The organism is Bacillus sp. AFS015802 (assembly GCF_002561455.1).
Lineage (GTDB): Bacteria > Bacillota > Bacilli > Bacillales > Bacillaceae_B > Rossellomorea.
Genome location: NZ_NTUP01000020.1, coordinates 142692 through 165277, shown reverse-complemented (window position 1 = coordinate 165277; position 22586 = coordinate 142692). Strand labels below are relative to the sequence as shown.

The following is a 22586-nucleotide window of genomic DNA, read 5'->3' as shown; positions in this document are numbered from 1 at the left end:
CATAACCTTTGAAATGGGAAGGAGCTTTCATAAAATAGGCATATAGTGTAAGCGTTTTCGTTATTTAAAAACGACAAAGGGGATGAACGAGATGGGACAAGCAGCATCAACACTCTCTTATAAGGGGGAGAAAGCAAAAGAGAACGGTACTTTTACGAAAGAAGGTTCACTTCGGATTTTTAATATGCCGATCCTATGGTTCCTTATTTTTACGGGAATCACGCTAGCCAGCTTGTATACGGGGAATCTTCCAGGGGGAATGATCGGGAGTCTTCTCGTCATGATGGTGCTTGGTGAATTATTTGGATGGGTAGGCGATCGTACACCGATTGTGAAAACATTTCTCGGTGGGGGAGCGATCATTGCGATATTCGGATCTGCTTTTATGGTCTATGCAGGCTTACTTCCGGAGGCAACGGTGACGTCTATGACCGATTTCATGAAAACAGGCGGGTTCCTGAATTTTTATATTGCGGCATTAATTACGGGAAGTATTTTAGGGATGAATTCAAAGGTTTTGGTCAAAGTGGGACTGCGCTATTTTCTTCCTATTTTTGGAGCGGTAGCCGGAGCTGTGATTGTAGCAGGGATTTTTGGCTCACTTGTCGGATTTACCCTTAAAGAAGCCATCCTTGTCATTACCATGCCGATCATGGGAGGGGGAATGGGAGCCGGAGCCGTCCCCATGAGTCAAATCTATTCGGAAATGATGGGGAATGATCCGAGCTATTATATTTCAATGCTTGTGCCTGCACTGGCGTTAGGGAATGTATTTGCCATCATTTTAGCATCGGTTCTTGATATTATCGGGAAAAAAGTGCCTTCCCTAAGTGGAAACGGTCAGCTTATGAAAGGTTTCACTTATGAGAAAACAAAGCAGAAGTATAACATTGAAAAGATGGGGGTAGGATTACTTGCTGCCCTTACATTCTTTACGGTCGGGACCTTGCTGGGCTCCTTTCTTCCACTCCATCCCTATGCGATCATGATCATTCTGGTGGCTGTGGCTAAGATCTCAAATATCATTCCACAAAATGTAGTAGAAGGGGCAAGTCAGTGGTATCAATTTGTAGCCAGTAACTGGACCTTCGCTTTGTTATTTGGGATCGGTGTCGCCTATACGGATTTAAATACGGTCCTTGAAGCGTTGACCCTTCAGTATATCCTGACCGTATTCGGAGTAGTATTAGGGGCGATCATCGGTGCTGCGATCCTTGGAAAACTGGTAGGTTTTTATCCAATTGAAGCAGCCATCACTGCTGGGCTATGCATGGCGAATATGGGGGGAACGGGGGATGTTGCCGTCTTGTCAGCCTCCAAACGAATGGAGCTAATGCCCTTCGCCCAGATTTCTTCACGCCTTGGCGGTGCACTGATCCTGCTCTTGGCCGGATTGATCATCCCATTGTTGTAAATATGATACACTTAGGCTTGACTGTAACAGTCAAGCCTATCTTTTATTTTAATGGATTGTGGTGACATAAATGGACGTAATATTGATTGTACTGCCGGCATTACTGGTCTTTCTCGTCGGGTTCATCGGCCAAAAGAAGCTGGGATTCGAGATCAACTCGATCTCAAAGATGGCCATCTATTTGATGTATCCATTTCTCGCATTTAAGACCTTTTACGAGAATGAGATGAATATGGACTATCTTTATATTTTTCTCTTTTGTATCACCCTTTGTGTGATATTGATTCTTACTATAAAGATTGTAGCCGGGATCAGGAACTATTCAAAGCCGAAAGTATCGGCCATGATCCTTTCCGGTGTGTTCATGAATTCCGGCAATTACGGCGTACCGATCATCCTGTTCGGGTTTGGGGAGCTCGGTTTTCGCTATGCGGTCATCATGATGGTGATCCAGTCCTTCCTTATGAATACGATCGGCTTATACTACGCCATCAGTGGAAGTGATAAAGCGAGGGATTCAAAGGAAATCTGGATGAAGATCGCTAAGATGCCGATTCTGCACGGGGCGGTCATCGGACTCTTCTTCCAGATCTTTCACCTCGATGTTCCTTTATTCTTGAATCAAACGATTGATTTGATTTCACAAGCGACGATTCCTACGATCATGGTCGTTCTCGGGATGCAGCTCGCCACCCTTGGAGGGAAGAAGGTGGAGAAAAGCGCATTATCATTCATTGTGATCATGAGGATGGTGGCATCACCCATCCTGGCACTCACGATCGTCTCCGTGCTGCCGATATCACAGACCTTGGGTTCGATCCTCATCATCCTCGCCAGCATGCCGACCGCTGCGAATACGACGATGTTTTCCCTGCAATTCAATACAGAACCTGATCTCGTATCAGCAAGCACATTGGTCACGACCATTTTGAGTATCGTGACGATCCCGATCATGTTGGCACTTGTTTCATGATGTAAAACCACTTGAGTGTTTTCGCTCAACGGGTTCGGTTTTCGAGCACAAAAACTTGAATCGCCCGTCAATTAACAACCCTATTCGTAACTGAATTGGACTGCTTCTTTTTGGTGATACCTAGAGGATTTCATGAGTTTATAGGATTTTAGCACCCGAATTCGCAGTCCTTTTAGCAAGGTGACAGGAGTGATTGTCAGCGTGCGGATGTTAGTGCGCATGGCTAAGCGAATTGGTATGTTAAATGGCATGCAGGCTTATTTACCTATTAATCAGTCTGTTTTTGATTTTGAGGGAAATGATGTTTGTTAAAGTGAACTAGCCATGAAGCATACTGCTTAGATGATGGTGAGAGATGTATAAGCGGAGAAATTCCGGCTAAGGCAGCTGGAGTAGAGATACATCGCTGAATTAAGCGGAGAAATTCCGCTTAACGACTCATAAGCGGAAAAACTCCGGCTAATTTTCGTGAAATAGCTGCATTTTCTGATTTAGACGGAATTTTTCCGCTTATTTTCAAACGCCAGGGAAACGGCTTTCCTGATTCAACATAAAAAAGCTCGAAGCATAAGGCTCCGAGCTTTTTTACGTGTTCATTTCACTTCTGAAATGTTCTACTGATTCTACTTAAGTTCGCTGTGCGAAAAGCACTGCTGCTTCAAATTTTGTATTTTAAACCGAACCCGTTCGTTTTCGCTCAGGTGGTTTTTTTATGGAAGCTCATCTTTTGACAGAATCTGAAGAATCCATTACTATTGTAAAATGAATTCCAACCAAATCAATAAGATTAAGGAGGATTTGTCATGGCTGACTATGTTCAACCAATTAATGAACAAAAAGGTCCGGAGAAAAAGAGTACCGAATTGAACCCTCCACAGACGTCATTAGTGGCTGGCGGGCTCATCGTTACAGCGGTTCTTGGTCTTTATCTGCTCTTTACACAAGATATTGCCCAGACCGTACTTCTCGTTCTCGGACTATTATTAGGATATACATTGTTTCATGCACGATTCGGGTTTACCTCTGCCTTCCGCAGGGTGATGTCTGTCGGGAACGGTCAGGCGATGAGGGCACATATGGTGATGCTTGCCGTTGCCGTGACCTTGTTTGCACCGATCCTTGCCACAGGATACACCTTTTTCGGCGGGGAAGCGACAGGATATGTATCACCAGTCGGTGTCAGTTTGATTGTTGGTTCCTTCCTGTTCGGGATCGGCATGCAGCTTGGGGGAGGATGTGCCTCGGGAACCCTTTACGCGATCGGCGGAGGGCGTTCCGTGATGTTCATCACGCTGTTATTCTTTATTGTAGGTGCAACAGTGGGGGCGGCTCACCTTCCATTTTGGACCGAAGAACTTCCTTCCTTTAAGCCGATTTCCTTGGCGACATCCACTGGTTTGGGTTATTTCGGGGCATGGGTGGTTTCCATGTTATTCTTTGGTCTGGTTGCGTGGGTCACATTGAGAATCGAAAAGAAGAAGAATCCACCACGTATGGCACAGCTTCCGTCAGCAAAAGGGTGGAAACGGATCTTGCGTGGGTCCTGGCCCCTAATCGCAGCTGCCATCGTGCTGGCGGTATTGAATGCCCTCACTCTCATGACGAGGGGGAATCCATGGGGGATCACATCGGCATTTGCCCTGTGGGGATCAAAGGTTGCCGGGATATTTGGAGTCGATGTTGCAAGCTGGGGCTATTGGTCGGGTGCCAATGCAGAGGCCCTTCAAGCGTCAATTTTTGCTGATTCCACCACCGTATTGAATTTCGGTGTGATCCTTGGAGCCTTTCTTGCCTCCGCGGCAGGTGGATTGTTCCGGTTCAATAAAATCAACGGAAAGAATGCCATGGCCTCCGTCATCGGGGGACTACTCATGGGATACGGTGCCCGCCTGGCATTCGGATGTAACATCGGTGCTTACTTCGGAGGAATTGCTTCCTTCAGTCTTCACGGTTACATCTGGGGAGTCCTGGCCCTTGCCGGTACCTTCCTTGCCCTTTATCTCCGTCCTCTGTTCGGCTTGTCCGTTCCGAAACCGAAGGATACCTTCTGTTAAACCTGCCTGGGAACTTTTTGTTCCCAAGCAGGTTTTTTCTTTAGAGATACTTTAATTCCCGTCTCAGGAAAGCACTGCGATCTTCGATGAACTGAAAGATATAGGAAGGCTCTTTGTCATATACATCAATATTATCCTTGAAATGTGGGTCCATCAGAACATAGGGCCTGAGGGAAGAATGAAAGTTCATCACTTTCTCTTCAAAGTATTTGACAGTGAACTTCGTATCAAGAATGTCTCCCAATATATCCTTATATAATCTCCGGAAGCCGGATCGTTTCATCAGCTGTGTGGTCAGTTTGTTTTTCGCTTTTCCCGTGATCGGTACGTAATCCCATTCCATGACGTCCCCATTCACACGTCGTCCAAATGTAGCGTCGTAATCCCATGGAATGATGGAAAATCGCTGGTCGCTCCTGTTGAGATACAGGGCATAGTTATGGGTGAATCCATCATTATTCATCGTACAGACAGCGCCTGCAAGCCACCTCAGGTAGTTCTCGATGTCCAACAGCCGGTGGATTTCATGTTGGAAGGTTGCTGGTGCATTGATACTCCTGATGAAGTGAATGAGATGATGATCATCCTGCATGTTCCCCAGTTTTCGTTGATACCCTGATGTCAGCCCCCTTTTTCTCTTGACGGAGAAATCAGCCTGGTCGTTGACGGCATAATAAATCGTCCCGGGGGGAAGGTCCCTCTTTTTCAGATACATCTCATCCACTGACTCCAGCTGAAGGTATAAACCAAGGGGGATTCCATCCTGAGTGAGAAAGACATGCTGACTATCCGGAGTGTGAATCCCGAGTTCCCCCATGAAATCGAGGGAAAGTTTGTTTCGGAAGTGGGAAGGATCGAATGATTCTGCATTCAGGTGTATTTCTGTGGAACCATCCCATTCAGGGGAATTGACAAATTCGATTTGATAGGACTTTTTTTCCAACCCCCGCGTATAGGAACCCCTGTACCGGATATTGATGTCATAGAGGGTATCGTTTATTTTTAATTCTGCCGGGACAGATGAATTGCTCCAAACATCCCGTTCCAGTTTCCGAATATCGTCATGATCCAATTGGAGGTCAAATGATGGTAAGGAAGGAGTCATGTTCATTTTTCTCCCCTCAACTTTTATAAGATGTAATAGTATATTGGTCCGTTCCGCGGATTGACACGGATAAAGAAAAAAAGCTGTCATGGAAGGGATTCCCCTCCATGACAGCTCTATTCTTCTCCGTAATAAATGACCATCTGGCAGACTGCATCTTGAATCGACTCATTGGAATATTCATGACCGGAGTCAGCGGCAAAGCGGATCGAGCTTCCGGAAGGCAGTTCATACCTTTCTTCGGCGATTTTGATGACGATGCTTCCTGAGAGGACTGTGATATATTCCTCTACACCCTTTGTATGCCCTTCATTCCGATAGGCGCATCCAGGCTTCATTTCCACGCGATAGCTTTCCCATTTTTTCAAGGGATCAAAAGGGAAGATCGGATACACGATATAGTTGCCTTCATCTTCAAGGACCGGCTGAACGTCTTCATAATGGATGATGGACACTTGATTGGCCGGTTTCTCGATCAGGGATGAAAAAGAAACCTTCAAGCCGTTGGCGATCTTCCATAAAATGGCGACCGTCGGATTGGAATCCCCCCGTTCAATCTGACCGATCATCGCTTTGCTCACTCCTGTCCGCTCAGCCATTTGTTCCAGGCTCAAGCCGCGTTCTCTGCGCAACTTTCTGATATTGTCGCCAATTTGGATCGGGAAATTCTCCATGTATAAAACTCCTCTTGTATACTATAACGTCTATATGTATAATATAATAAATTATCAAAAAATTAAAATAGTAGATGATTCCTATTATAAAGGATGTGAAAGAATGGAGGCACTCCTTTCGACGAAAAAAGTGAGTGATTTTCGTCTCGGGCTGCAGGGTGGGCTCAGTATCGCGATCGGGTATATGCCTGTCGCCCTCACGTTTGGGTTACTGGCACGGACAACCGGACTAACGGTGACAGAGACGATCCTGATGAGCATGCTCGTGTTTGCAGGGGCCGCTCAATACATATCATTGAGTCTGATTGCGGTTGGTACCGGGATCATTGAAATCATCCTCACCACTTTCATTGTAAACATCCGCCACTTTCTCATGTCTGCTTCGTTAAGTGAAAAGCTTGAGGAAGACCGTTTGTTTAAAAAGCTTTTTTATGCATTTGGCATCACGGATGAAACGTTCACGGTCATCAGTGTGAAAGAGGGCAAGGTACGGACGGGGTTTGCCGTTGGCGTCATGCTCATCTCATATGGGAGCTGGGTTGTGAATTCAGGGGTGGGATATTTTATCGGGGAAATCCTCCCTGAATTCCTGCAGGCAAGTATGACGATTGCCCTGTACGCCATGTTTGTCGGACTTCTCGTCCCTTCCATGAAAAAAAGCGTCAAGGTCACATTTTTGGCCGTGGTGGCAGGGGCTCTGAATAGCATCCTGCTATTTACCACGAACCTTTCAAATGGCTGGTCGATTGTGGCGGCTACGATTGTGTCAGCCGTTATCGTGGAGGTAGTGGTCATGATTAAGGGGAGGGAAAAAGCAAATGAATAGTCCGATAGTGTGGATGATCCTTGGGATGGCCGTGGTCACCTATATCCCGAGAATGCTCCCTTTCCTCGTATTTAAGGGGAAAGAGCTCCCGCCATTTCTTCAAGGCGTATTGAAAAATGTTCCATTTGCCGTATTGGGGGCGTTGATTTTCCCGAGCATCCTGCTGATACAGGAAGGGAATTTCCTGTTTGGGGTGGTGGGGACGGTTGCTGCCTTTGTCATTGCCTTTCTCGGTGCGAATGTCATCCTCGTGGTAATCGGGGCAATTTCCGTTTTATCACTGTATTCGGTATTCTTAATGTAGAAGCAAATGAGTCGCGATCCTGATCGGGGCTTTTTTTGTTGGAGGGAAAGGAGTCTGGAATGGGAAAAAAGGAAATCAACGATTTTTCATGTAATCCAGTCAGATGCGTTTAGGTTCTAAAACTTTGGACAGGGTATTACATATAGTAGTGAAGACGAGAAGGGAGGAAGTATGTTGGCTGGAAAATGGGCGTTCAGATCGATATCAGCTTATTTGCTATTAGGCTTATTTTTATATGTGTACTTATTTTTCCTGGCGGATTCCACTTTACCTGATATGTATAAGGGAAGCAGTGCGGACCCGGCCACTTTCATGAATCATAAAGAAATTCTGTTGAGTGAGGACTTTTCGAAAATCAAGAATCTCCTGTTCTTCTTATCCACTCCGTATGAATGGTTATTCTATTTCTTGATTTTGATTTTCGGTGTTTCCCGTGTATTTGAGAAATGGGCGAGGGGAACGGTGAAGAATGGATTCCTTCAAACGGCCATTTACTTGTTCTGGTTATCGATCGCTTCTTTTGTTGCGATTTTTCCGCTGCAGTATATTTCATATAAGATTTCAAAGAGCTACAATATTTCCACCCAGACCTTTTCTATGTGGATGAAAGACGAAATCACGGATTTCTGGGTGAATTATCTGATCATGTTCATCATCGTATCGGTCCTCTATGCCCTGATGAAACGCTTTAAAGAGCGCTGGTGGCTTGCTGCCTGGGCTTTGTCCGTCCCGTTCACGATTTTCATGATGTTTGTGCAGCCTGTCCTGATCGATCCTCTGTACAATGACTTTTATCCTTTGAAGGATAAAGCATTGGAAGATCAGATCCTCACTCTTGCAGACAGGGCCGATATCCCTGCAGACCACGTGTTTGAAGTCGATATGTCGGAAAAAACAAATTCACTCAATGCCTACGTCACCGGGGTAGGCTCCAACTCGCGGATCGTCCTTTGGGATACGACCCTTGAGAAGTTGACAGACAAAGAAATCCTCTTCGTCATGGCCCATGAAATGGCTCATTACGTAGAGAAGCACATCTATATAGGAATCGGGATCTATCTCGTTCTATCCTTCTTCGGACTATTCCTGACGGCTAAGCTGATGAGGGGGATCGTGGCAAATCATAAAGATCATCTGAAAGTATCGAGCGTCTCGAATCTCAGCTCCTTACCATTGTTCTTAATGATCACGTCTATGCTGTTGTTCACAGTCAGCCCTCTCAGCAACTGGATTTCCCGGTATCAGGAAACAAGGGCAGACCGCTATGCCATCGAAATGACAGGGGATAAAGAACCAGCCATCTCCTCCTTCCAGAAGTTGTCAAAGGTAGGACTATCCCAAGTGAATCCGCCTCTTTTGGTGAAAATTTTCCGTTACGGACACCCGACCATGCTTGAGCGTCTGTCGATGCTTGAGGAATATGAAGCAGAAAAGAAAGAAGAGTAAAGAGAAAAGGCCGAGTCAAATCTAAATTGACTTGGCTTTTTTATTTTTGAATAGCTCTTTTCTTAAGGTTTGTTGCTATCTTAGAGAAGAAAGTGCTAGTTGATTTCCCCTCACCATCCCTGCACACACTAATTGACAGAGCCTAGGCACAACATATGTTAAAAAGCAACAATCTTTGCGAAAAGAGCCTTTTGAATAAAAGGGGGAATGGATACGCAACCAGCTATTACTTGAAAACAGAGGGGCTAAGTGAATTAATCATCGCCAAATTATAACTATTATGGTAAAATAAGTAATATTATTAAAGCTGGATCATTAACATTGGATGGAGAGGCGGTTGGGGATGGAAGTACTCATAAACCAAAAACTGTTGTTGTTTTTTTGCAAGGTTGCTTTTACTATGTTGGTGTTAGTGGGATTGCCATTTTGGAGTTATCTTGAAACGGGCCGCCCCATGATGGAATGGTCATTGATCATTGGAATATTGATCACTTTGACCATCATTTATGCTTACGGAGATGGTTATCGGTATCAAAGGATCCAACACATGATAAAAGGGAAACAGAAGAGATTTTATCACTCGATTTCGTTCTGGACAGCCTTAATTTATACTGTAGTGGTATTCTATTTAACGGTAAAGGCTTACGGGAACATTTTCTATTGAACTCTTGAAGTGGCATAAAGAGAAAAGGCCTTGTTTAGGCCTTTTCTCTTTTGCTGATGACGAGATTTTTTGCTTTTTCCGTCATATAGGCAAAGATGACATCTTTGTGGTGCAGGTTTGAATTGGTTAATTGAGACTCCAGCCATTCTTGCGATTTTCCCAGAAGCTTCAGGTTCCTGGTTTGGATTTTACCGTCCACAATGACGGAAATCGGCAGTCCTTCGTCATCAATCCTTAAGTTGAGGTGTTCCACGGTAACCGGTGTATTCTCTACCTTTGGAATGATGCTCACTTCTCCGATGGGTTCAAGCATGGCATAATCCACGTCAGAAATTTTAGGGTACCCCCGGGACCTGAGGATGGACGTTAATTGAATGAGTGAGATTTTTGATTTCTCCAGGTTATCTTCTAATATTTCCCCGTTTTTAATCAGTAAAGTCGGCTCTCCTAAGAAGAAACGGTTCCCCCATTGACTTAACGTCATAAATGAGAAAAGAACGTGAAGTCCCACCAGAAAGACGAGGGCCGTGATGGTTGGCCAGAACTTTGTGGAGATCAATGGCTCAGAGGCAATCGTCCCGACGATGATGATTGCGACGAGGTCATACGGGGTCATCTGGACGATCGTTGATTTTCCCATCAGTCTCATAGCCGCAATGGTGATCAGGTAGAGGACAAGAACTTTTATCAGTAGGATCATGATGATTCGCTCCATCGTGTGTAGATTAGCTATTAGCATTTGCCTTTGGAGCGGAAGTCATGCATGAAGATGGACTAAAGGCCCGTCCATTAAAAAGGGAATGGCTGACTCAAAGAGGTAGAGTCAGCCATGTATGGTTATCCGTAGCTTACATTCAGTTCATTTAATTCTTTGGTTAATTTCATGAACAAACCTTTATCTTTTGTATCCAGGGCGGCATCAATGTCGGTTAGAAGTTTGGTTTTCTGTGTCATCAGAATGCTTTCATGCAACACCATATCGATATAGATTTCCATTACGCTTCTTTCAGCGGCTTTCTTCCGGGTCATGGCAGCGGCTTTCATCATTTCTGTATAGGACTTTTTGCTTTCCATATACGTCACCCCTGAATTCTTTTTATTAGTATATGGGGTAAGTAGTAAAAATTCAACCAAAAAATTAAATATTCTGATAATTTTTTTATTCGTAAACGAGTGGAGGGGGAAAAATATCAGAATTTTTAAAAATATAGGAGACAATCGTCGAGATTTATGGTATTATTTTGGTGAAAAATGTAAATGGAGGCGATGAAATGAGAGGAAAATCTCGAATTATAGAAGAATATGAAGTGAATCCCCATACAATGATCCTTCAGCCCATGGAGTACGGCGCCAGGACTTTTACGAAAATAATAGAGGTGGATGACGTATTGATTTCTCCGTTCAAACCCTTTGATATTCTTAAAAAAAGTTGTGAATTCTTCGGCTGCTCTTATGAAGGCAGAAAAGAAGGAACGAAGAAACTTACGGGTATCATCTACAAAGCCCCCATCATGGTTAACCCTGATATGTCCATTTATCTATTTCCGACATCATCTCCAGTGAAGCAGGAATGTTCCTGGATTTCCCACTCCCATGTCCGGGGATATGAACGATTGACAAATGGATCAACACGGATCTTCCTTCAAAACAATGAATCCTGCACGGTTCCCATCTCATACAGCTCCTTTGAAAATCAAATGCTCCGCACCTCGGATTTACGTATCGCCTATACACAGCGAATTGCAGAAATGGAAAGTAAATATAATACGAAGATCCAAACTGAAAAGAATAAAGTAAAAACGTTCTACCTTAATCGACATATCCACAAAACCGACGCGTGAGCAAAGCATCACGCTTCTTTTGTTGTATCAGACTTCGTTTCGGTGAAGCGGCGGTACAAATAATGTCTCATTAAATCCTCCACCCGGTTCCGAAGGCGTGGATTGAAGTAATTATGGTGCTCTTCGTATCCCTTATACAAAAACATATACATTGTAAAAGCATCATCCGTTTGAATCCGTTCTACCTTCATCTTATTCGTCCTCATATACTTCTTAACATGGGCGAGTTCCCCTTGAATGACCTTCATCGTCTCCTCGATCATTTCTAAGTACGGCCGCTTCAATTTAAACGGGCTGCTGTCGACGACTTGCAGGTCGCGATTCAATATCGTCAGCACCATGGGCAGATAGATCGCCTGCTCTAAAATATTTCGATCATTCTCCGGAATTCTTGTCATATGAAAAGCCTCCTTTTCACTTCGGTACAGAACATACGTTCGTATGTTTATTTTACGTTGATTTCAATTTACTTTCAATAGGGAAAATTGTAGAATTTGAATTTGTTTCTATTATGAAGGGGAATGCAGGTTTTTATCCGTGAAGGGAATAGTATTTCTAGTGTCGAAATAAGAAAGGGTACAGAAAGAAAGGAAGGTGCGGAACATGAAAGAAAGCATTACGATAAAGGACCTCTACGAAATAAAGGCTGTATCGGATCCAAGGCTCTCGCCGAACGGGGAAGAGGCTGTGTTTGTTCAAACTGTCATGTGTGAAGAGAAAGATGATTATATTTCAACCCTACATAGTATCAGTCTTCAAGACAGGTCCATCCGTCAATGGACCTTCGGCGACGAAAGGATTTCATCCCCAAGATGGTCACCTGATGGAAGGAGGATCGCTTTCATCTCGAATCGGTCCGGTGTCAATCAGCTTTATCTCATCAGTCGGGATGGCGGGGAAGCGGAGCTCATCACAGACTTCCATAGAGGTGTTTCGAATCCAGTCTGGTCTCCATGCGGTGAAAAGATTGCTGTCGGGGTCCGAATGGAAAAAGGCGGGACGTTCGATCAAAAGGAAGGGGAAGACGGGAAACGAAAGCCATTTGTTACAACAAGCATGAAATACAAAACTGATGATCGAGGCTTCCACGATGACTGTTATGCACAGATCGCCATCGTGAATGCGGGAACGAAGGAAATGAGAAGGGTCACGGATGATGAGCATGATTATGCACTTCACTCATTCTCCCCGGATGGAAAGCACCTTGCCTTTTCAACAGATAAGAATAAAGACAGGGATTTCTCATTCCAATCCGATTTATATCTTTTTCACATTGAAACGGAAACCTGCAGGCAAATGAACGGGGAGCCGGGATACTACGGGGAAGCAAGTTGGTCTCCAGACGGCACTCACCTTGCCTATATCGGCCATAATCGGGAATATGAGAACGCTACGCATAATGAGGTATGGATCCATGAACTTCAGACGGGTCATTCAGTTTGCCTGACAGAGGGGATGGACGTTCCGGTAGGGGATTACCTTAACAGCGACAGTATCCAGGGGTCGTCAGGGACGGGGATCCAATGGTCAAAGGACAATGAAAGCTTTTACTTTCTGGCATCGGATGCGGGAAATACGGTCCTCTATTATGCTCATATCGAAGGAGCCATCTATCCTGCACTCCTACAGGAAGAGCAGCATGTCTATGGATTCGACCTTGATTCCGATCGCCAAACCATCCTGCTGGCCATGAGCAGACCGACAGAGCCCGGTGAATTGTTTACTCTCCATGTCCCGACCGGAGAACTGACCAGCATTACCAGCCTGAACGGGGACTTTCTTGCCGGTCGTGAATTGTCCACCCCTCAATCGTTCATGTACACCGGGGCGGATGAATGGCCGGTTCAAGGCTGGATCATGAAACCTGCTGGATACGAGGATGGAAAGAAATATCCGCTTATCGTCGAAATCCACGGCGGCCCGCACACGATGTACGGGAACACGTTCTTTCATGAGTTCCAGGTGCTCTCAAGCAGGGGTTATGCTGTACTGTACGTCAATCCGCGGGGCAGCCACGGCTACGGACAGGAGTTCGTCGATGCCGTCAGAGGCGACTACGGCGGCGGGGATTACGAAGATATCATGAGGGCAGTGGACTTTGCACTGAAGGAATTTCCTTTCATAGATGAATCCCGTCTCGGCGTAACCGGCGGGAGCTACGGGGGCTTCATGACCAACTGGATCATCGGTCACACCGATCGGTTCAAAGCGGCGGCAACCCAGCGCTCCATCAGTAACTGGATCAGCTTTTACGGAGTGAGTGATATCGGCTACTACTTCTCCGAGTGGCAAATCCAAAGTGGCCTCCATGACATAGGGACACTTTGGAAGCACTCCCCGCTCGCCTACGTGAAGAATATGAATACGCCGCTTTTGATTCTTCACAGTGAAAACGACTACCGCTGTCCGGTCGAACAGGCCGAGCAGCTGTTCATCGCTCTGAAACGGGAGGGAAAAGAGGCGAGATTCGTCCGCTTCCCGGAATCCAACCATAATCTGTCCCGGACCGGGAAGCCTTCCTTGCGGGAAGCCCGATTACAGGAGATCGTGGATTGGTTTGGTGAATATTTATAGAAAAAAAGGGAGAGCTGTCATTTCCGCCTGGGGATGGCAGTTTTTTTGGTGTTGAATGAAGGAGAAGAGGGGAGTCGATAAAATATTGGGAGAAGTCCCCAAAAATCATCCTCTCTCAACAGGTTTACAATCCCTCACTTTAGGCAACCTTGTAATAATAAAAACGACCCGGGAAATTACAATATGGAAATCCTGTTCTGGTATGATATGATGAAAATAGTAAGTAGTGAAGACGAAATGAGTATATCTGTTCATGGTCGTTTGAGGGGAAACATATAATATGAATATCAATACGATAAAAGAGTGGTTTACGCTTGAAAATATGATGGATTTGATTCAGCAATATCGTTCGTTTGGACCGATTCCGGGAATCCTGCTGCCATTGTTGGAGGCGTTCCTTCCGTTCCTTCCACTGGTTGTGTTTGTGACGGCCAATGCAAATGCCTTCGGGTTATGGTGGGGATTCCTGTTTTCATGGATCGGCGCTACCCTGGGCGCCCTGATTGTATTTCTATTGGTCAGGAGATACGGGGAGGCGAGGGTCTTTCGCTTCTTGAGAAAGAGCCGCCAGGTGAACCGGCTGACGAAATGGGTAGACAAGCATGGATTTGGACCATTGTTCATTCTGTTATGTTTCCCATTTACCCCGTCTGCAGTAGTAAATGTAGTGGCCGGCTTGTCCTCGATCAGCATTGCTCAATATATGCTGGCGGTGGTAACCGGAAAAATGGTGATGATATTCACCATAAGCTTTATTGGATATGATATTATATCATTAGTTAAACAACCTATACGTACAGTAATCGTGGTGGCCATTATTTTCGTGTTATGGCTTGTAGGAAAACGAATTGAGATACATCTGAATAAGAAAATGGAATTAGACCAACGAATTGAACGCAAGAAGCAGGAGGAATCAAATTGAGAGAAGAGGTAAAAAGAGAAGGACTTGAATGGATCAAAGCCTTGGGAATTGGATTAATCATCTTCATCATCATTCGGACCTTTCTCTTCTCCAACTATGTGGTGGAAGGTGAATCCATGATGCCGACACTGCAGGATGGAAATAAACTGGTCGTCAATAAAATCGGCTATCATATCGGGGAACTGGACCGCTTTGATGTAGTGGTGTTCCATGCAAATGAAGAAGAGGACTATGTGAAGCGGATCATCGGCCTGCCCGGTGATAAGATCGTTTATAAAGACGATAAGCTATATGTGAATGGGGAGTATTATCCTGAACCCTATTTAAAAAAATTCAAACAGGAATACATCGGCAGTAAGCTGACGGGAGACTTCACCCTTCAGGAAATCACGGGGGAAAAAATCGTTCCGAAAGGCAAGATATTCGTTCTCGGTGATAATCGCCGGGGAAGCATGGACAGCCGTTATTTCGGATTTGTCGACAGGGAGCAGATTGTCGGGAAAGTGGATCTTCGTTACTGGCCGATCAATGAATGGGATGTGCAATTTAGAAAATGACGAGACTATAAAAAAGAAGGCGACTCATGACAGAGTTTGCCTTCTTTTTTTATAGTTCCGTCTGTTTTAGCTTAGCATCCATCCCTCTAATAAACGCATCTACGAAGGTCTGGTCCCACTGGGTCCCTTTTCCTTCTTTTAAGATGGAGAACGCCTTCTCATAAGGCATTCCCCTGCGGTAAGGGCGATCAGAGGTCATGGCGTCAAAAGCATCGGCGACCGCAATCAAACGCCCGAACACTGGAATGTTCTCACCGCTCAACCGATCGGGATACCCCAATCCATCTATCCGCTCGTGATGATGTTTGATCCCGGGTAAGATTGGAAGCAATTCTTCCGTGATTTCGACCCCTTTCACAATTTCTTCACCAATCACTGGGTACCTCTTGATCTGGGCAAACTCGTCATCTGTCAGTTTGCCTTCTTTTAACAACACGTCATCACGGATACCAATCTTTCCGATGTCATGAAGGAGGGCAGACTTTTTGAGTAAATCAATATCATCAATAGGCCATTTACACTGTCTGGCAATCAAAACGGAATATTCCGCCACCCGTTTGCTATGACCTGCCGTATAAGGATCACGGGCATCCAATGTGGCGGCTACCACTGCGAAAAATTGGTCGAGGAGCTTCTGGTTCTTCCGATCCCGGAGATTGATGGCTTCAATCATATGGTTAAACCCTGAGAAGAGATGGGAGAACTCATCTGTATACGTATTCACAGCAGGGACAACTTGCCCTTGTTCCACCTTTTCAAAACGACTAACAAGCTCCTTGACGGGTTCTTCGATACTTTTAAAAATAAGGACCGCTCCGTAAAAGGCAAGTAAAGCAATAATGAGAATCAGGATCCCTGCCCATTTCCAATAGTCAACCAAAAGAGTAGGGTCGGCAATTGATAAGCGGATCTGTGATGCCAGTGAAAACAACAGGATCGGAAACAAGGCAAGAAAGAGTGAAGCTGCCAGGATCTTCTGTTTCAAACTGATAAATAAAATGGAATGGTTGGAAGGGTCGACGCCAAAGTGTTCCACGGATCTCCAAATCAAGTCCTTCTGCAGCCTGTGACAAGCTTTGAAGGTTAAGAAAAATTCAATTAAAGCATGAAGGATTGCTACTAAAAAGGCACCGCACCAAGCATAAAAAATATAGAAATAAGGAAAGGAAAGAAAGCCGCTCTTGATGAAGATGACCGTCAGAGCGGTCGATGGGAGTGCGAGACCTAGAAAGTGAGGTATCATAATCCTTTTGACCGTTAACAGCGGAAACATTTCTGCTTGTTGATAGGCAGAAAGAAGAGAATCCATGCCTATAGATTCTTTCTCTTTGTTATAAACCTCTTTCATTGGGCGAATATGGTTCTTATAAACAAGGAATTCAAAACTGAACATCGTAACTAGCGATAAGAAAATGATGCTCCCCATGGCGATCAATTCGAGCTGCCTCAGCGCAAGGGTTTGGAAAATGAAAACAGAACCAACACCGAAAACGGCTATAAGGCTGCCTAACAAGTAATTTTTAATGATTGTGCGTTGAAATTGCTGAAAAGTATTCAAGGATGAATCCTCCAATTTCACTAACATTTAGTAGATTCATTATATAGGAAAAGATAAAGGGGGAACATGTTGTTTCTCAGAGTTTTGTGAAAATGCGTAAAGAAATTTATTGAAATTATAGGAGAAAACGCTTTATTTGTAGAATGAAAGAATAGTGGATCTTCACCACTCATCGAGAATTGAATCGACTTCCTCAGAACGGGTGCGCCCTTTTACCGGGTATGATGGCGAATTCACCCACCAAAGACAAGGGAAGATCTCTCTGGATTGAGAGCCGGTTATATGCCCTGGTAGTGATGGAATCACAATGTAGATAGAAAAGAAAGGGAAGTGACTAGATGAGAAATGTAGTGATTACAACGGCTCTGCGTACGCCGGTTGGCGCATTTGGGGGAGCATTCAGGGATCTGCTCCCGACAGATTTAATCGTGCCCGTTATGAAAGAAGCAGCGAAAGAAAGCGGGTTATCGGCAAGTGACATTGATGAAGTCATTTTGGGTCATTGCATCCAACGGACCGATCAGCCGAATACGGCCAGGACGGCTGCATTACTGGCCGGTTTTGACGACACAACGACGGGCTTCACGGTTCAGCGTCAGTGTGCAAGCGGCATGCAGGCCATTATTTCAGCAGCCATGCAAATTCAGACGGGTTTATCCGATATCGTCCTGGCAGGCGGTGTGGAAGCGATGAGCTCGAGTCCTTATATTTTAAAGCAGCACCGCTTCGGTCAAAGACTACAGCACGGAGAAATCCGCGATTCCGTTTGGGAAGTGCTTGAAGATCCCATCCACGGCATCATGATGGGGGAAACCGCCGAAAACCTTGCGGAAATCCATTCCATCTCCCGTGAAGAACAGGATGAGTATGCGGTATTAAGCCATAGTCGTGCAGTGAACGCCATGGAAAGTGGATATTTCAATTCGCAAATCGTGCCGATTACAGTCAAGGAGCGGAAAGGCGAGAAGGTCATCGATCAGGATGAAAGTCCACGGGCCGGACTTGAGACCGGTAAACTTCAGAAATTAAAACCGGCGTTTCGTGAAGGTGGTTCCGTTACCGCAGGGAACTCATCCAGCTTGAATGACGGGGGAGCGGCCTTGATTTTAATGAGTGAAGAAGAAGCACGAAGAAGAGGGTTGCAGCCTCTTGGAAGAATCGTAGGATACTCAGTAGCGGGTGTCGATCCAAAAGTGATGGGAATCGGGCCGGTTCCGGCCATTCAAAAAGGGTTACATACGACGGAAAACTGGTCTCTGAATGAGATGGATCTATTCGAAATCAATGAGGCATTCGCTGCTCAATATTTAGCGGTGGAAAAAGAACTTGGACTGGACCGGGAAAAGGTCAATGTCAACGGGAGCGGAATCAGCATCGGTCATCCAGTGGGCTGCACCGGTGCACGTCTGGTCGTGTCATTGCTCCATGAAATGAAACGCCGACAATTGAAAAAAGGAATTGCGTCATTATGCGTGGGAGGAGGCATGGGAGCATCGGTTCTCGTCGAAGGTATGTAAGGGGGAAAGTGCTGGTCCTTAGAAGGGGCCGGTGCTTTTTTTTGTTCGAAAATAGGTAGTTGGAATCAATGCAGATAGACTCATTTTTCCTTATTTACACAAAATTTACCCTATTATGACAATCGGTGTTGTACGCTGAATATGTATGATAGAAAGAGGAGGCGAAGCAGTTTGAGAAGTGTCCATAAGAAAGTCATCGGTATTTTTGCTGTTGTATTTCTTTTTACGATTGCATGCAGTCAGGTATCTCCCACTCAAATGAGTGCTGCCGGTAATGGGACGTGGAGTTCCCCTTACACAGTGGATCAGGCCATCACCAATCAAAATGGATCCACCCAGACCGTGGAAGGATATGTGGTCGGACAGCCAACCTCCACGTCATCCGTTGTCACGAGTAACTTTCCGAACGATTATGCTTTGGCGCTGGCATCTTCACCGTCAGAATCCAATACCGGTAAGATGGTGTATATTCAAATTCCATCTTCATACCGATCAACCTTTGGTCTTGAGAGCAACCCGGGACTGATGGGTGAAAAAATCAAGGTGACGGGCAGCTTGACGGCCTATTTTTCCCATCCGGGTGTGAAATCGGCTTCGGCGTTTGAATTATTGGAAAGTGGCGAAACGGATCCTGCCGATCCACCAACCGAACCAACCGATCCGCCGACTTACGAAGAATACTACAACTCAGCTGAAGGAAAAACGGGTGAGGCGCTGAAAACGACATTACATAACATTATCGACGACCATCGAACCCTTTCGTATGATGCGGTATGGGGAGCGCTTCGCAACACGGATGAAGATCCCAATAATCCGAATAACGTCATTCTCCTCTACTCAGGCCGCTCACAATCAAAAACGACAAACGGCGGCGGAGTGGACGATTGGAACCGTGAGCACGTATGGGCAAAATCCCACGGCGACTTCGGTACGGCCCAGGGTCCAGGGACGGACCTTCATCATTTGAGACCAACGGATGTGACCGTCAATTCAACAAGAGGGAATCTGGATTTCGATAATGGCGGAAATGAACAGAATGAAGCGCCGGGCAACTACTATGATAGTGATTCATGGGAGCCGCGTGATGAAGTGAAGGGCGATGTTGCCCGCATGATCTTCTATATGGATGTCCGCTATGAAGGAGACAGCGGCGAAGTGGATCTCGAGATGAACAACAATGTCAACAACGGAAGTGCTCCTTATATGGGCAAAATGTCCGTCCTTTTGGAGTGGAACGAACAGGACCCCGTGGATGCAAGGGAAATCCGTCGAAATAACATTATTTTTGAACAATATCAGGGAAACCGGAACCCATTCATTGACCATCCTGAATGGGCAGAAATGATTTGGTAGAAAGAGATCAGACCTGGAGGCCTCCAGGTCTTTTTTTTTAGTTCATAAAGAAATATAGCGCAGCAAAAAATCTTATAAATGATTCGAAGTGTCTATATAGTAAGCATTCGTTCAAGAGCAGGGTAGGTCAGTAAATCAGTACTGACAAAACTTTTTCAAAGTCAATAAAGGAAAAGGAATGGCCAGCCTCGAAATACATATGTCGAGGTGAAAAAGAATGAAACGGTTATTGACCGGCACGAGAATATATTTATCAGGCTTTCAGGAAGAAGATATAACGGCCATAAGGGTTTGGAATCAAAATGAAGAAGTGCAGAGGCTATTGGACGCCCTTCCCCACAAGCCGAAATCAGAAGAAGAGATTAAAAAATGGATGGAAAATCCCGGGGACAACGCTTTTCGTTTTGCGATCCGACTGAAGGACGATGGCAGGATCATCGGATTCGTTGAATTGGACGGCATTCTCTGGACCCATCGCGTGGGATGGATAGCCATATCCATCGGTGACGGGGAGGCATGGGGGAAGGGATACGGCAGGGAAGCGATGGAATGTCTCCTGGCATATGCCTTTCATGAGTTGAATTTATACCGTCTTCAATTAACGGTATTTTCGTATAATGAAAGGGCGATCCGCTTATATGAATCTCTTGGATTCATGAAAGAAGGAAACTACCGGCAATTCCTCCAAAGAGACGGTACTCGTTATGACATGCTGTTGTATGGGTTATTAGCAGATGAATGGAAGTGTAGTGGGAAAGAAGGATGATGGGGTCCTTCTTTTTTTATGTTATGAACTTTTTTAGTGGGGATGTGGGGGAGGGGAGGGGGACGAGCGCTCAGTCGAATTCCTTTATTTGTTAAATGACGCAATAACCGTCAGGAATGACGCAATTAATCAAAAAACGACGCAATCACGGTCAGGAATGACGCAATTAATCAAAAAACGACCCAGGGTCATGGCCCTGATCGGTCGCAATTCATCACAGACGAAGCAGTCGCGGCCCATAATGAGCAATCAATTCATCAAAAGCGACGCAATTACCGTGGCAGCAAGTCAAGTCATCAGAGTCATTTTAAGGGAAAACGTATGCTTCCCTGTAAAACAATGAATATACCACTAGGAGGGATTGAAAGTGAACATATCCGGCTTCAATCACCTGACAATCAATACTGGCAGTTTAGAAGAATCACTCCCTTTTTATCTGAATATCATGCAAGCCAAGCTGATACATAAGGGGCGGAGGGATGTTTATTTGGAATGGGGTCCCATATGGATCTGTCTCCAGGAAAAAGACAGCCTTGAAACATCCAGGGGATATGGGATCCATCACATTGCCTTTTCCATCGATGAGGAAGGGTTTCTTGAAGCTGTTAAACGATTGAAGGAAAAGGAAGTGCCTATTGTAAGGGGACCTTTGAAAAGAGGGAAAGGGTGGAGCATCAATTTCCTGGCACCGGATGATGTACAATTCGAACTCCACACCTCGAATCTGGAGGAAAGGATGGAGGTGTGGAGCTAATTTCCCGCTTCCCATCTTCTCCGCCCCATATACAATAAACACCCCATCCATGCATGAAAGAAAAAGCAGCCCAGAAGCAGAAGCAGGGATTGAACGTAAGTAAGCTGCATGATGACCAGCGGGGCCACGCTTGTTCCGCCTAATAATAGAAAAGAGTACAGGCTGAGGGCCTGGCTCCGTCCTTCTCCGCTCATGTCCCCGATCAGGGTGATCACGGTCGGAATTAATAAAGAAATGGCCGAGACAAATAGGATGGAGGAAAGGATGATGGTGAAAGGCGCGTTCATATAGGCATACAGGAAAGCGGCCGCCACACTGACGATCGATAGGCAGACACCGATGAACAATGTTTTATAGATTCCCATGTCTTCGATGAGTCGGCCTGTAAAGAGGGATAAACCGGCTCCGATCAGTCCCACTGCACGGGTGAAGAATAGCAGGTCCGGCTCTCCTGACAAGTAGCGGGTCAGGCTGTCATAATAGGCAATGAACGAAGCAAGAAGGGTGAACACGATTCCGTAGCAGTAAAGAAGTTCCTTTCTCTTGAGAAGTTTCACGATGGCGGCGACCTGTTGTGAGGGAGAAACCGATCTGATTTTTGTGGGTGGCAGCGTTTGGTTTCCTACTAAAAAGAGGGAAGCATACACCACAGCGAAAAAGAAAAAAACGATCGTCCAGTCACTGAATTGTGTGATTCCTTCACTGAGTAATTGACCAAGGATGCCGGCGAAGAGAAAACCGGAATTGATAAAGGCAAGAAGCAGGGTCCTCTTTTTCCCCGTGAAAAGATCATACGTATAACTAAAGGCGACAGGGGCAAAGCTCCCAAGACAAAATCCCTGAAGTCCCCTGGTGAAAAATAGACTCCAAAAGTCAACCGAAAAACCCACGAATGCCGATGTGACAGCAGATGCAAGCATTCCCCAGACGAGGATCCTTTTTTTACCGAAGTGGTCTGCGGCGTTTGCGAAGGTCAATAGGCCACATGCGTAAAAAAAGATAAACGAAGTCCCGGCCATGACGGCTTCACTCTGCGTAATCGAAAGGGAGGAAGCGATGTTCCCGTAGATGGGGACGAATGTGTAGATATTACAAGCCACCATCACGGCCATTACAACAAGAACAGCCGAGGTCCTGATAAAATGTTGATTCATGATGAAATCACCTGCCTCTCTTTACTGTATGCAGATGTTCCAAATTTTTTCAATCAAGATTGAGACGGGAAAGATTTGGGCTTGTGTACTATAATGAACCTATACAAAAAATCATAGACCCTCTGGGTTA

At 45.4% G+C, this 22586-nt stretch carries 22 protein-coding genes; 15 read left to right on the top strand and 7 right to left on the bottom strand.

What is annotated here, in order from left to right:
* Positions 1-91: 91 nt before the first annotated feature.
* The 3 genes from CN378_RS14390 (at position 92) to CN378_RS14380 (ending at position 4441) form a co-directional block, all read left to right on the top strand.
* Positions 92-1414: a 2-hydroxycarboxylate transporter family protein gene (locus CN378_RS14390; protein ID WP_098353021.1), complete on the top strand. Its 1323-nt coding sequence runs from the start codon at positions 92-94 to the stop codon at positions 1412-1414.
* Between the two features lie 70 nt (positions 1415-1484).
* Positions 1485-2387 (top strand): AEC family transporter, encoded by a 903-nt coding sequence (locus tag CN378_RS14385; protein WP_098353019.1) that lies wholly within the window; start codon positions 1485-1487, stop codon positions 2385-2387.
* Positions 2388-3190: 803 nt separating this feature from the next.
* Entirely contained in the window at positions 3191-4441 is a 1251-nt protein-coding gene (locus tag CN378_RS14380; RefSeq protein WP_098353018.1) for a YeeE/YedE family protein, read from the top strand.
* Between the two features lie 40 nt (positions 4442-4481).
* Here CN378_RS14380 and CN378_RS14375 read toward each other — a convergent pair whose 3' ends face one another.
* The gene (locus tag CN378_RS14375) at positions 4482-5546 is read right to left on the bottom strand and encodes a CotH kinase family protein (RefSeq protein ID WP_098353061.1); all 1065 of its coding nucleotides are present in this window, start codon (positions 5544-5546) and stop codon (positions 4482-4484) included.
* 116 nt (positions 5547-5662) lie between these two features.
* On the bottom strand, positions 5663-6220 hold the full coding sequence (locus tag CN378_RS14370) for a helix-turn-helix domain-containing protein (RefSeq protein ID WP_098353016.1): 558 nt from the start codon (positions 6218-6220) through the stop codon (positions 5663-5665).
* A 103-nt stretch (positions 6221-6323) separates the two neighbouring features.
* On the opposite strand from CN378_RS14370, the gene CN378_RS14365 reads away from it, so the two are divergent.
* The 4 genes from CN378_RS14365 (at position 6324) to CN378_RS14350 (ending at position 9460) form a co-directional block, all read left to right on the top strand.
* Positions 6324-7046 (top strand): AzlC family ABC transporter permease, encoded by a 723-nt coding sequence (locus tag CN378_RS14365; protein ID WP_098353014.1) that lies wholly within the window; start codon positions 6324-6326, stop codon positions 7044-7046.
* Positions 7039-7350: an AzlD domain-containing protein gene (locus CN378_RS14360; protein ID WP_098353013.1), complete on the top strand. Its 312-nt coding sequence runs from the start codon at positions 7039-7041 to the stop codon at positions 7348-7350. The genes CN378_RS14365 and CN378_RS14360 overlap by 8 nt, the downstream gene beginning before the upstream one ends.
* A 174-nt stretch (positions 7351-7524) precedes the next feature.
* Complete coding sequence (locus tag CN378_RS14355) at positions 7525-8796, top strand: M48 family metallopeptidase (protein WP_257141153.1); 1272 nt, start codon at positions 7525-7527, stop codon at positions 8794-8796.
* Between the two features lie 400 nt (positions 8797-9196).
* A complete protein-coding gene (locus tag CN378_RS14350) occupies positions 9197-9460 on the top strand; it encodes a hypothetical protein (protein ID WP_098353010.1) in 264 nt (87 codons plus the stop codon).
* A 34-nt stretch (positions 9461-9494) separates the two neighbouring features.
* Here the strand turns inward: CN378_RS14350 and CN378_RS14345 are convergent, their stop codons facing one another.
* Both CN378_RS14345 and CN378_RS14340 read right to left on the bottom strand, forming a co-directional pair.
* The gene (locus tag CN378_RS14345; protein ID WP_098353008.1) at positions 9495-10160 is read right to left on the bottom strand and encodes a DUF421 domain-containing protein; all 666 of its coding nucleotides are present in this window, start codon (positions 10158-10160) and stop codon (positions 9495-9497) included.
* 137 nt (positions 10161-10297) lie between these two features.
* Positions 10298-10534, bottom strand: coding sequence for an IDEAL domain-containing protein (locus CN378_RS14340; RefSeq protein ID WP_098353006.1), 237 nt, complete (start codon positions 10532-10534; stop codon positions 10298-10300).
* Positions 10535-10731: 197 nt separating this feature from the next.
* On the opposite strand from CN378_RS14340, the gene CN378_RS14335 reads away from it, so the two are divergent.
* On the top strand, positions 10732-11301 hold the full coding sequence (locus tag CN378_RS14335; protein WP_098353004.1) for a competence protein ComK: 570 nt from the start codon (positions 10732-10734) through the stop codon (positions 11299-11301).
* 8 nt (positions 11302-11309) lie between these two features.
* On the opposite strand, the gene CN378_RS14330 is transcribed toward CN378_RS14335, so the two are convergent.
* Entirely contained in the window at positions 11310-11699 is a 390-nt protein-coding gene (locus CN378_RS14330) for a YhjD family protein (RefSeq protein ID WP_098353002.1), read from the bottom strand.
* A gap of 205 nt (positions 11700-11904) precedes the next feature.
* On the opposite strand from CN378_RS14330, the gene CN378_RS14325 reads away from it, so the two are divergent.
* From CN378_RS14325 to lepB, 3 genes are all read left to right on the top strand, one after another.
* On the top strand, positions 11905-13875 hold the full coding sequence (locus tag CN378_RS14325; RefSeq protein WP_098353000.1) for a S9 family peptidase: 1971 nt from the start codon (positions 11905-11907) through the stop codon (positions 13873-13875).
* 280 nt (positions 13876-14155) lie between these two features.
* Positions 14156-14797 carry a TVP38/TMEM64 family protein gene (locus CN378_RS14320; protein ID WP_098352998.1) on the top strand — a complete coding sequence of 214 codons (642 nt, stop codon included), beginning with the start codon at positions 14156-14158 and terminating at the stop codon, positions 14795-14797.
* On the top strand, positions 14794-15354 hold the full coding sequence (gene lepB, locus CN378_RS14315; protein ID WP_098352996.1) for a signal peptidase I: 561 nt from the start codon (positions 14794-14796) through the stop codon (positions 15352-15354). Before CN378_RS14320 ends, lepB begins: the two co-directional genes overlap by 4 nt.
* Positions 15355-15403: 49 nt before the next feature.
* On the opposite strand, the gene CN378_RS14310 is transcribed toward lepB, so the two are convergent.
* Positions 15404-16912, bottom strand: coding sequence for an HD domain-containing phosphohydrolase (locus CN378_RS14310; RefSeq protein ID WP_098352994.1), 1509 nt, complete (start codon positions 16910-16912; stop codon positions 15404-15406).
* A 338-nt stretch (positions 16913-17250) separates the two neighbouring features.
* On the opposite strand from CN378_RS14310, the gene CN378_RS14305 reads away from it, so the two are divergent.
* From CN378_RS14305 to CN378_RS14285, 4 genes are all read left to right on the top strand, one after another.
* Positions 17251-18429, top strand: coding sequence for a thiolase family protein (locus tag CN378_RS14305; protein ID WP_098352992.1), 1179 nt, complete (start codon positions 17251-17253; stop codon positions 18427-18429).
* Between the two features lie 171 nt (positions 18430-18600).
* Complete coding sequence (locus CN378_RS14300) at positions 18601-19782, top strand: endonuclease (protein WP_483295086.1); 1182 nt, start codon at positions 18601-18603, stop codon at positions 19780-19782.
* 217 nt (positions 19783-19999) lie between these two features.
* Complete coding sequence (locus CN378_RS14295) at positions 20000-20548, top strand: GNAT family N-acetyltransferase (protein WP_098352990.1); 549 nt, start codon at positions 20000-20002, stop codon at positions 20546-20548.
* A gap of 367 nt (positions 20549-20915) precedes the next feature.
* Entirely contained in the window at positions 20916-21302 is a 387-nt protein-coding gene (locus tag CN378_RS14285; RefSeq protein ID WP_098352986.1) for a VOC family protein, read from the top strand.
* Here CN378_RS14285 and CN378_RS14280 read toward each other — a convergent pair.
* Positions 21299-22456, bottom strand: coding sequence for an MFS transporter (locus tag CN378_RS14280; protein ID WP_098352984.1), 1158 nt, complete (start codon positions 22454-22456; stop codon positions 21299-21301). The two genes, CN378_RS14285 and CN378_RS14280, sit on opposite strands and share 4 nt — an antisense overlap.
* Positions 22457-22586 lie beyond the last annotated feature (130 nt).

Excerpts from the sequence above, each read along its gene's own strand:
- CN378_RS14360 (WP_098353013.1), top strand. The coding sequence starts at position 7,039 with ATGAATAGTCCGATAGTGTGGATGATCCTTGGGATGGCCGTGGTCACC.
- CN378_RS14325 (WP_098353000.1), top strand. The coding sequence starts at position 11,905 with ATGAAAGAAAGCATTACGATAAAGGACCTCTACGAAATAAAGGCTGTA.
- CN378_RS14350 (WP_098353010.1), top strand. The coding sequence starts at position 9,197 with ATGTTGGTGTTAGTGGGATTGCCATTTTGGAGTTATCTTGAAACGGGC.
- CN378_RS14380 (WP_098353018.1), top strand. The coding sequence starts at position 3,191 with ATGGCTGACTATGTTCAACCAATTAATGAACAAAAAGGTCCGGAGAAA.
- CN378_RS14295 (WP_098352990.1), top strand. The coding sequence starts at position 20,000 with ATGAAACGGTTATTGACCGGCACGAGAATATATTTATCAGGCTTTCAG.
- CN378_RS14305 (WP_098352992.1), top strand. The coding sequence starts at position 17,251 with ATGAGAAATGTAGTGATTACAACGGCTCTGCGTACGCCGGTTGGCGCA.
- CN378_RS14330 (WP_098353002.1), bottom strand. The coding sequence starts at position 11,699 with ATGACAAGAATTCCGGAGAATGATCGAAATATTTTAGAGCAGGCGATC.
- CN378_RS14335 (WP_098353004.1), top strand. The coding sequence starts at position 10,732 with ATGAGAGGAAAATCTCGAATTATAGAAGAATATGAAGTGAATCCCCAT.
- CN378_RS14370 (WP_098353016.1), bottom strand. The coding sequence starts at position 6,220 with ATGGAGAATTTCCCGATCCAAATTGGCGACAATATCAGAAAGTTGCGC.
- CN378_RS14340 (WP_098353006.1), bottom strand. The coding sequence starts at position 10,534 with ATGGAAAGCAAAAAGTCCTATACAGAAATGATGAAAGCCGCTGCCATG.
- CN378_RS14345 (WP_098353008.1), bottom strand. The coding sequence starts at position 10,160 with ATGATCCTACTGATAAAAGTTCTTGTCCTCTACCTGATCACCATTGCG.
- CN378_RS14280 (WP_098352984.1), bottom strand. The coding sequence starts at position 22,456 with ATGAATCAACATTTTATCAGGACCTCGGCTGTTCTTGTTGTAATGGCC.
- CN378_RS14320 (WP_098352998.1), top strand. The coding sequence starts at position 14,156 with ATGAATATCAATACGATAAAAGAGTGGTTTACGCTTGAAAATATGATG.
- CN378_RS14390 (WP_098353021.1), top strand. The coding sequence starts at position 92 with ATGGGACAAGCAGCATCAACACTCTCTTATAAGGGGGAGAAAGCAAAA.
- CN378_RS14375 (WP_098353061.1), bottom strand. The coding sequence starts at position 5,546 with ATGACTCCTTCCTTACCATCATTTGACCTCCAATTGGATCATGACGAT.
- CN378_RS14365 (WP_098353014.1), top strand. The coding sequence starts at position 6,324 with ATGGAGGCACTCCTTTCGACGAAAAAAGTGAGTGATTTTCGTCTCGGG.
- CN378_RS14385 (WP_098353019.1), top strand. The coding sequence starts at position 1,485 with ATGGACGTAATATTGATTGTACTGCCGGCATTACTGGTCTTTCTCGTC.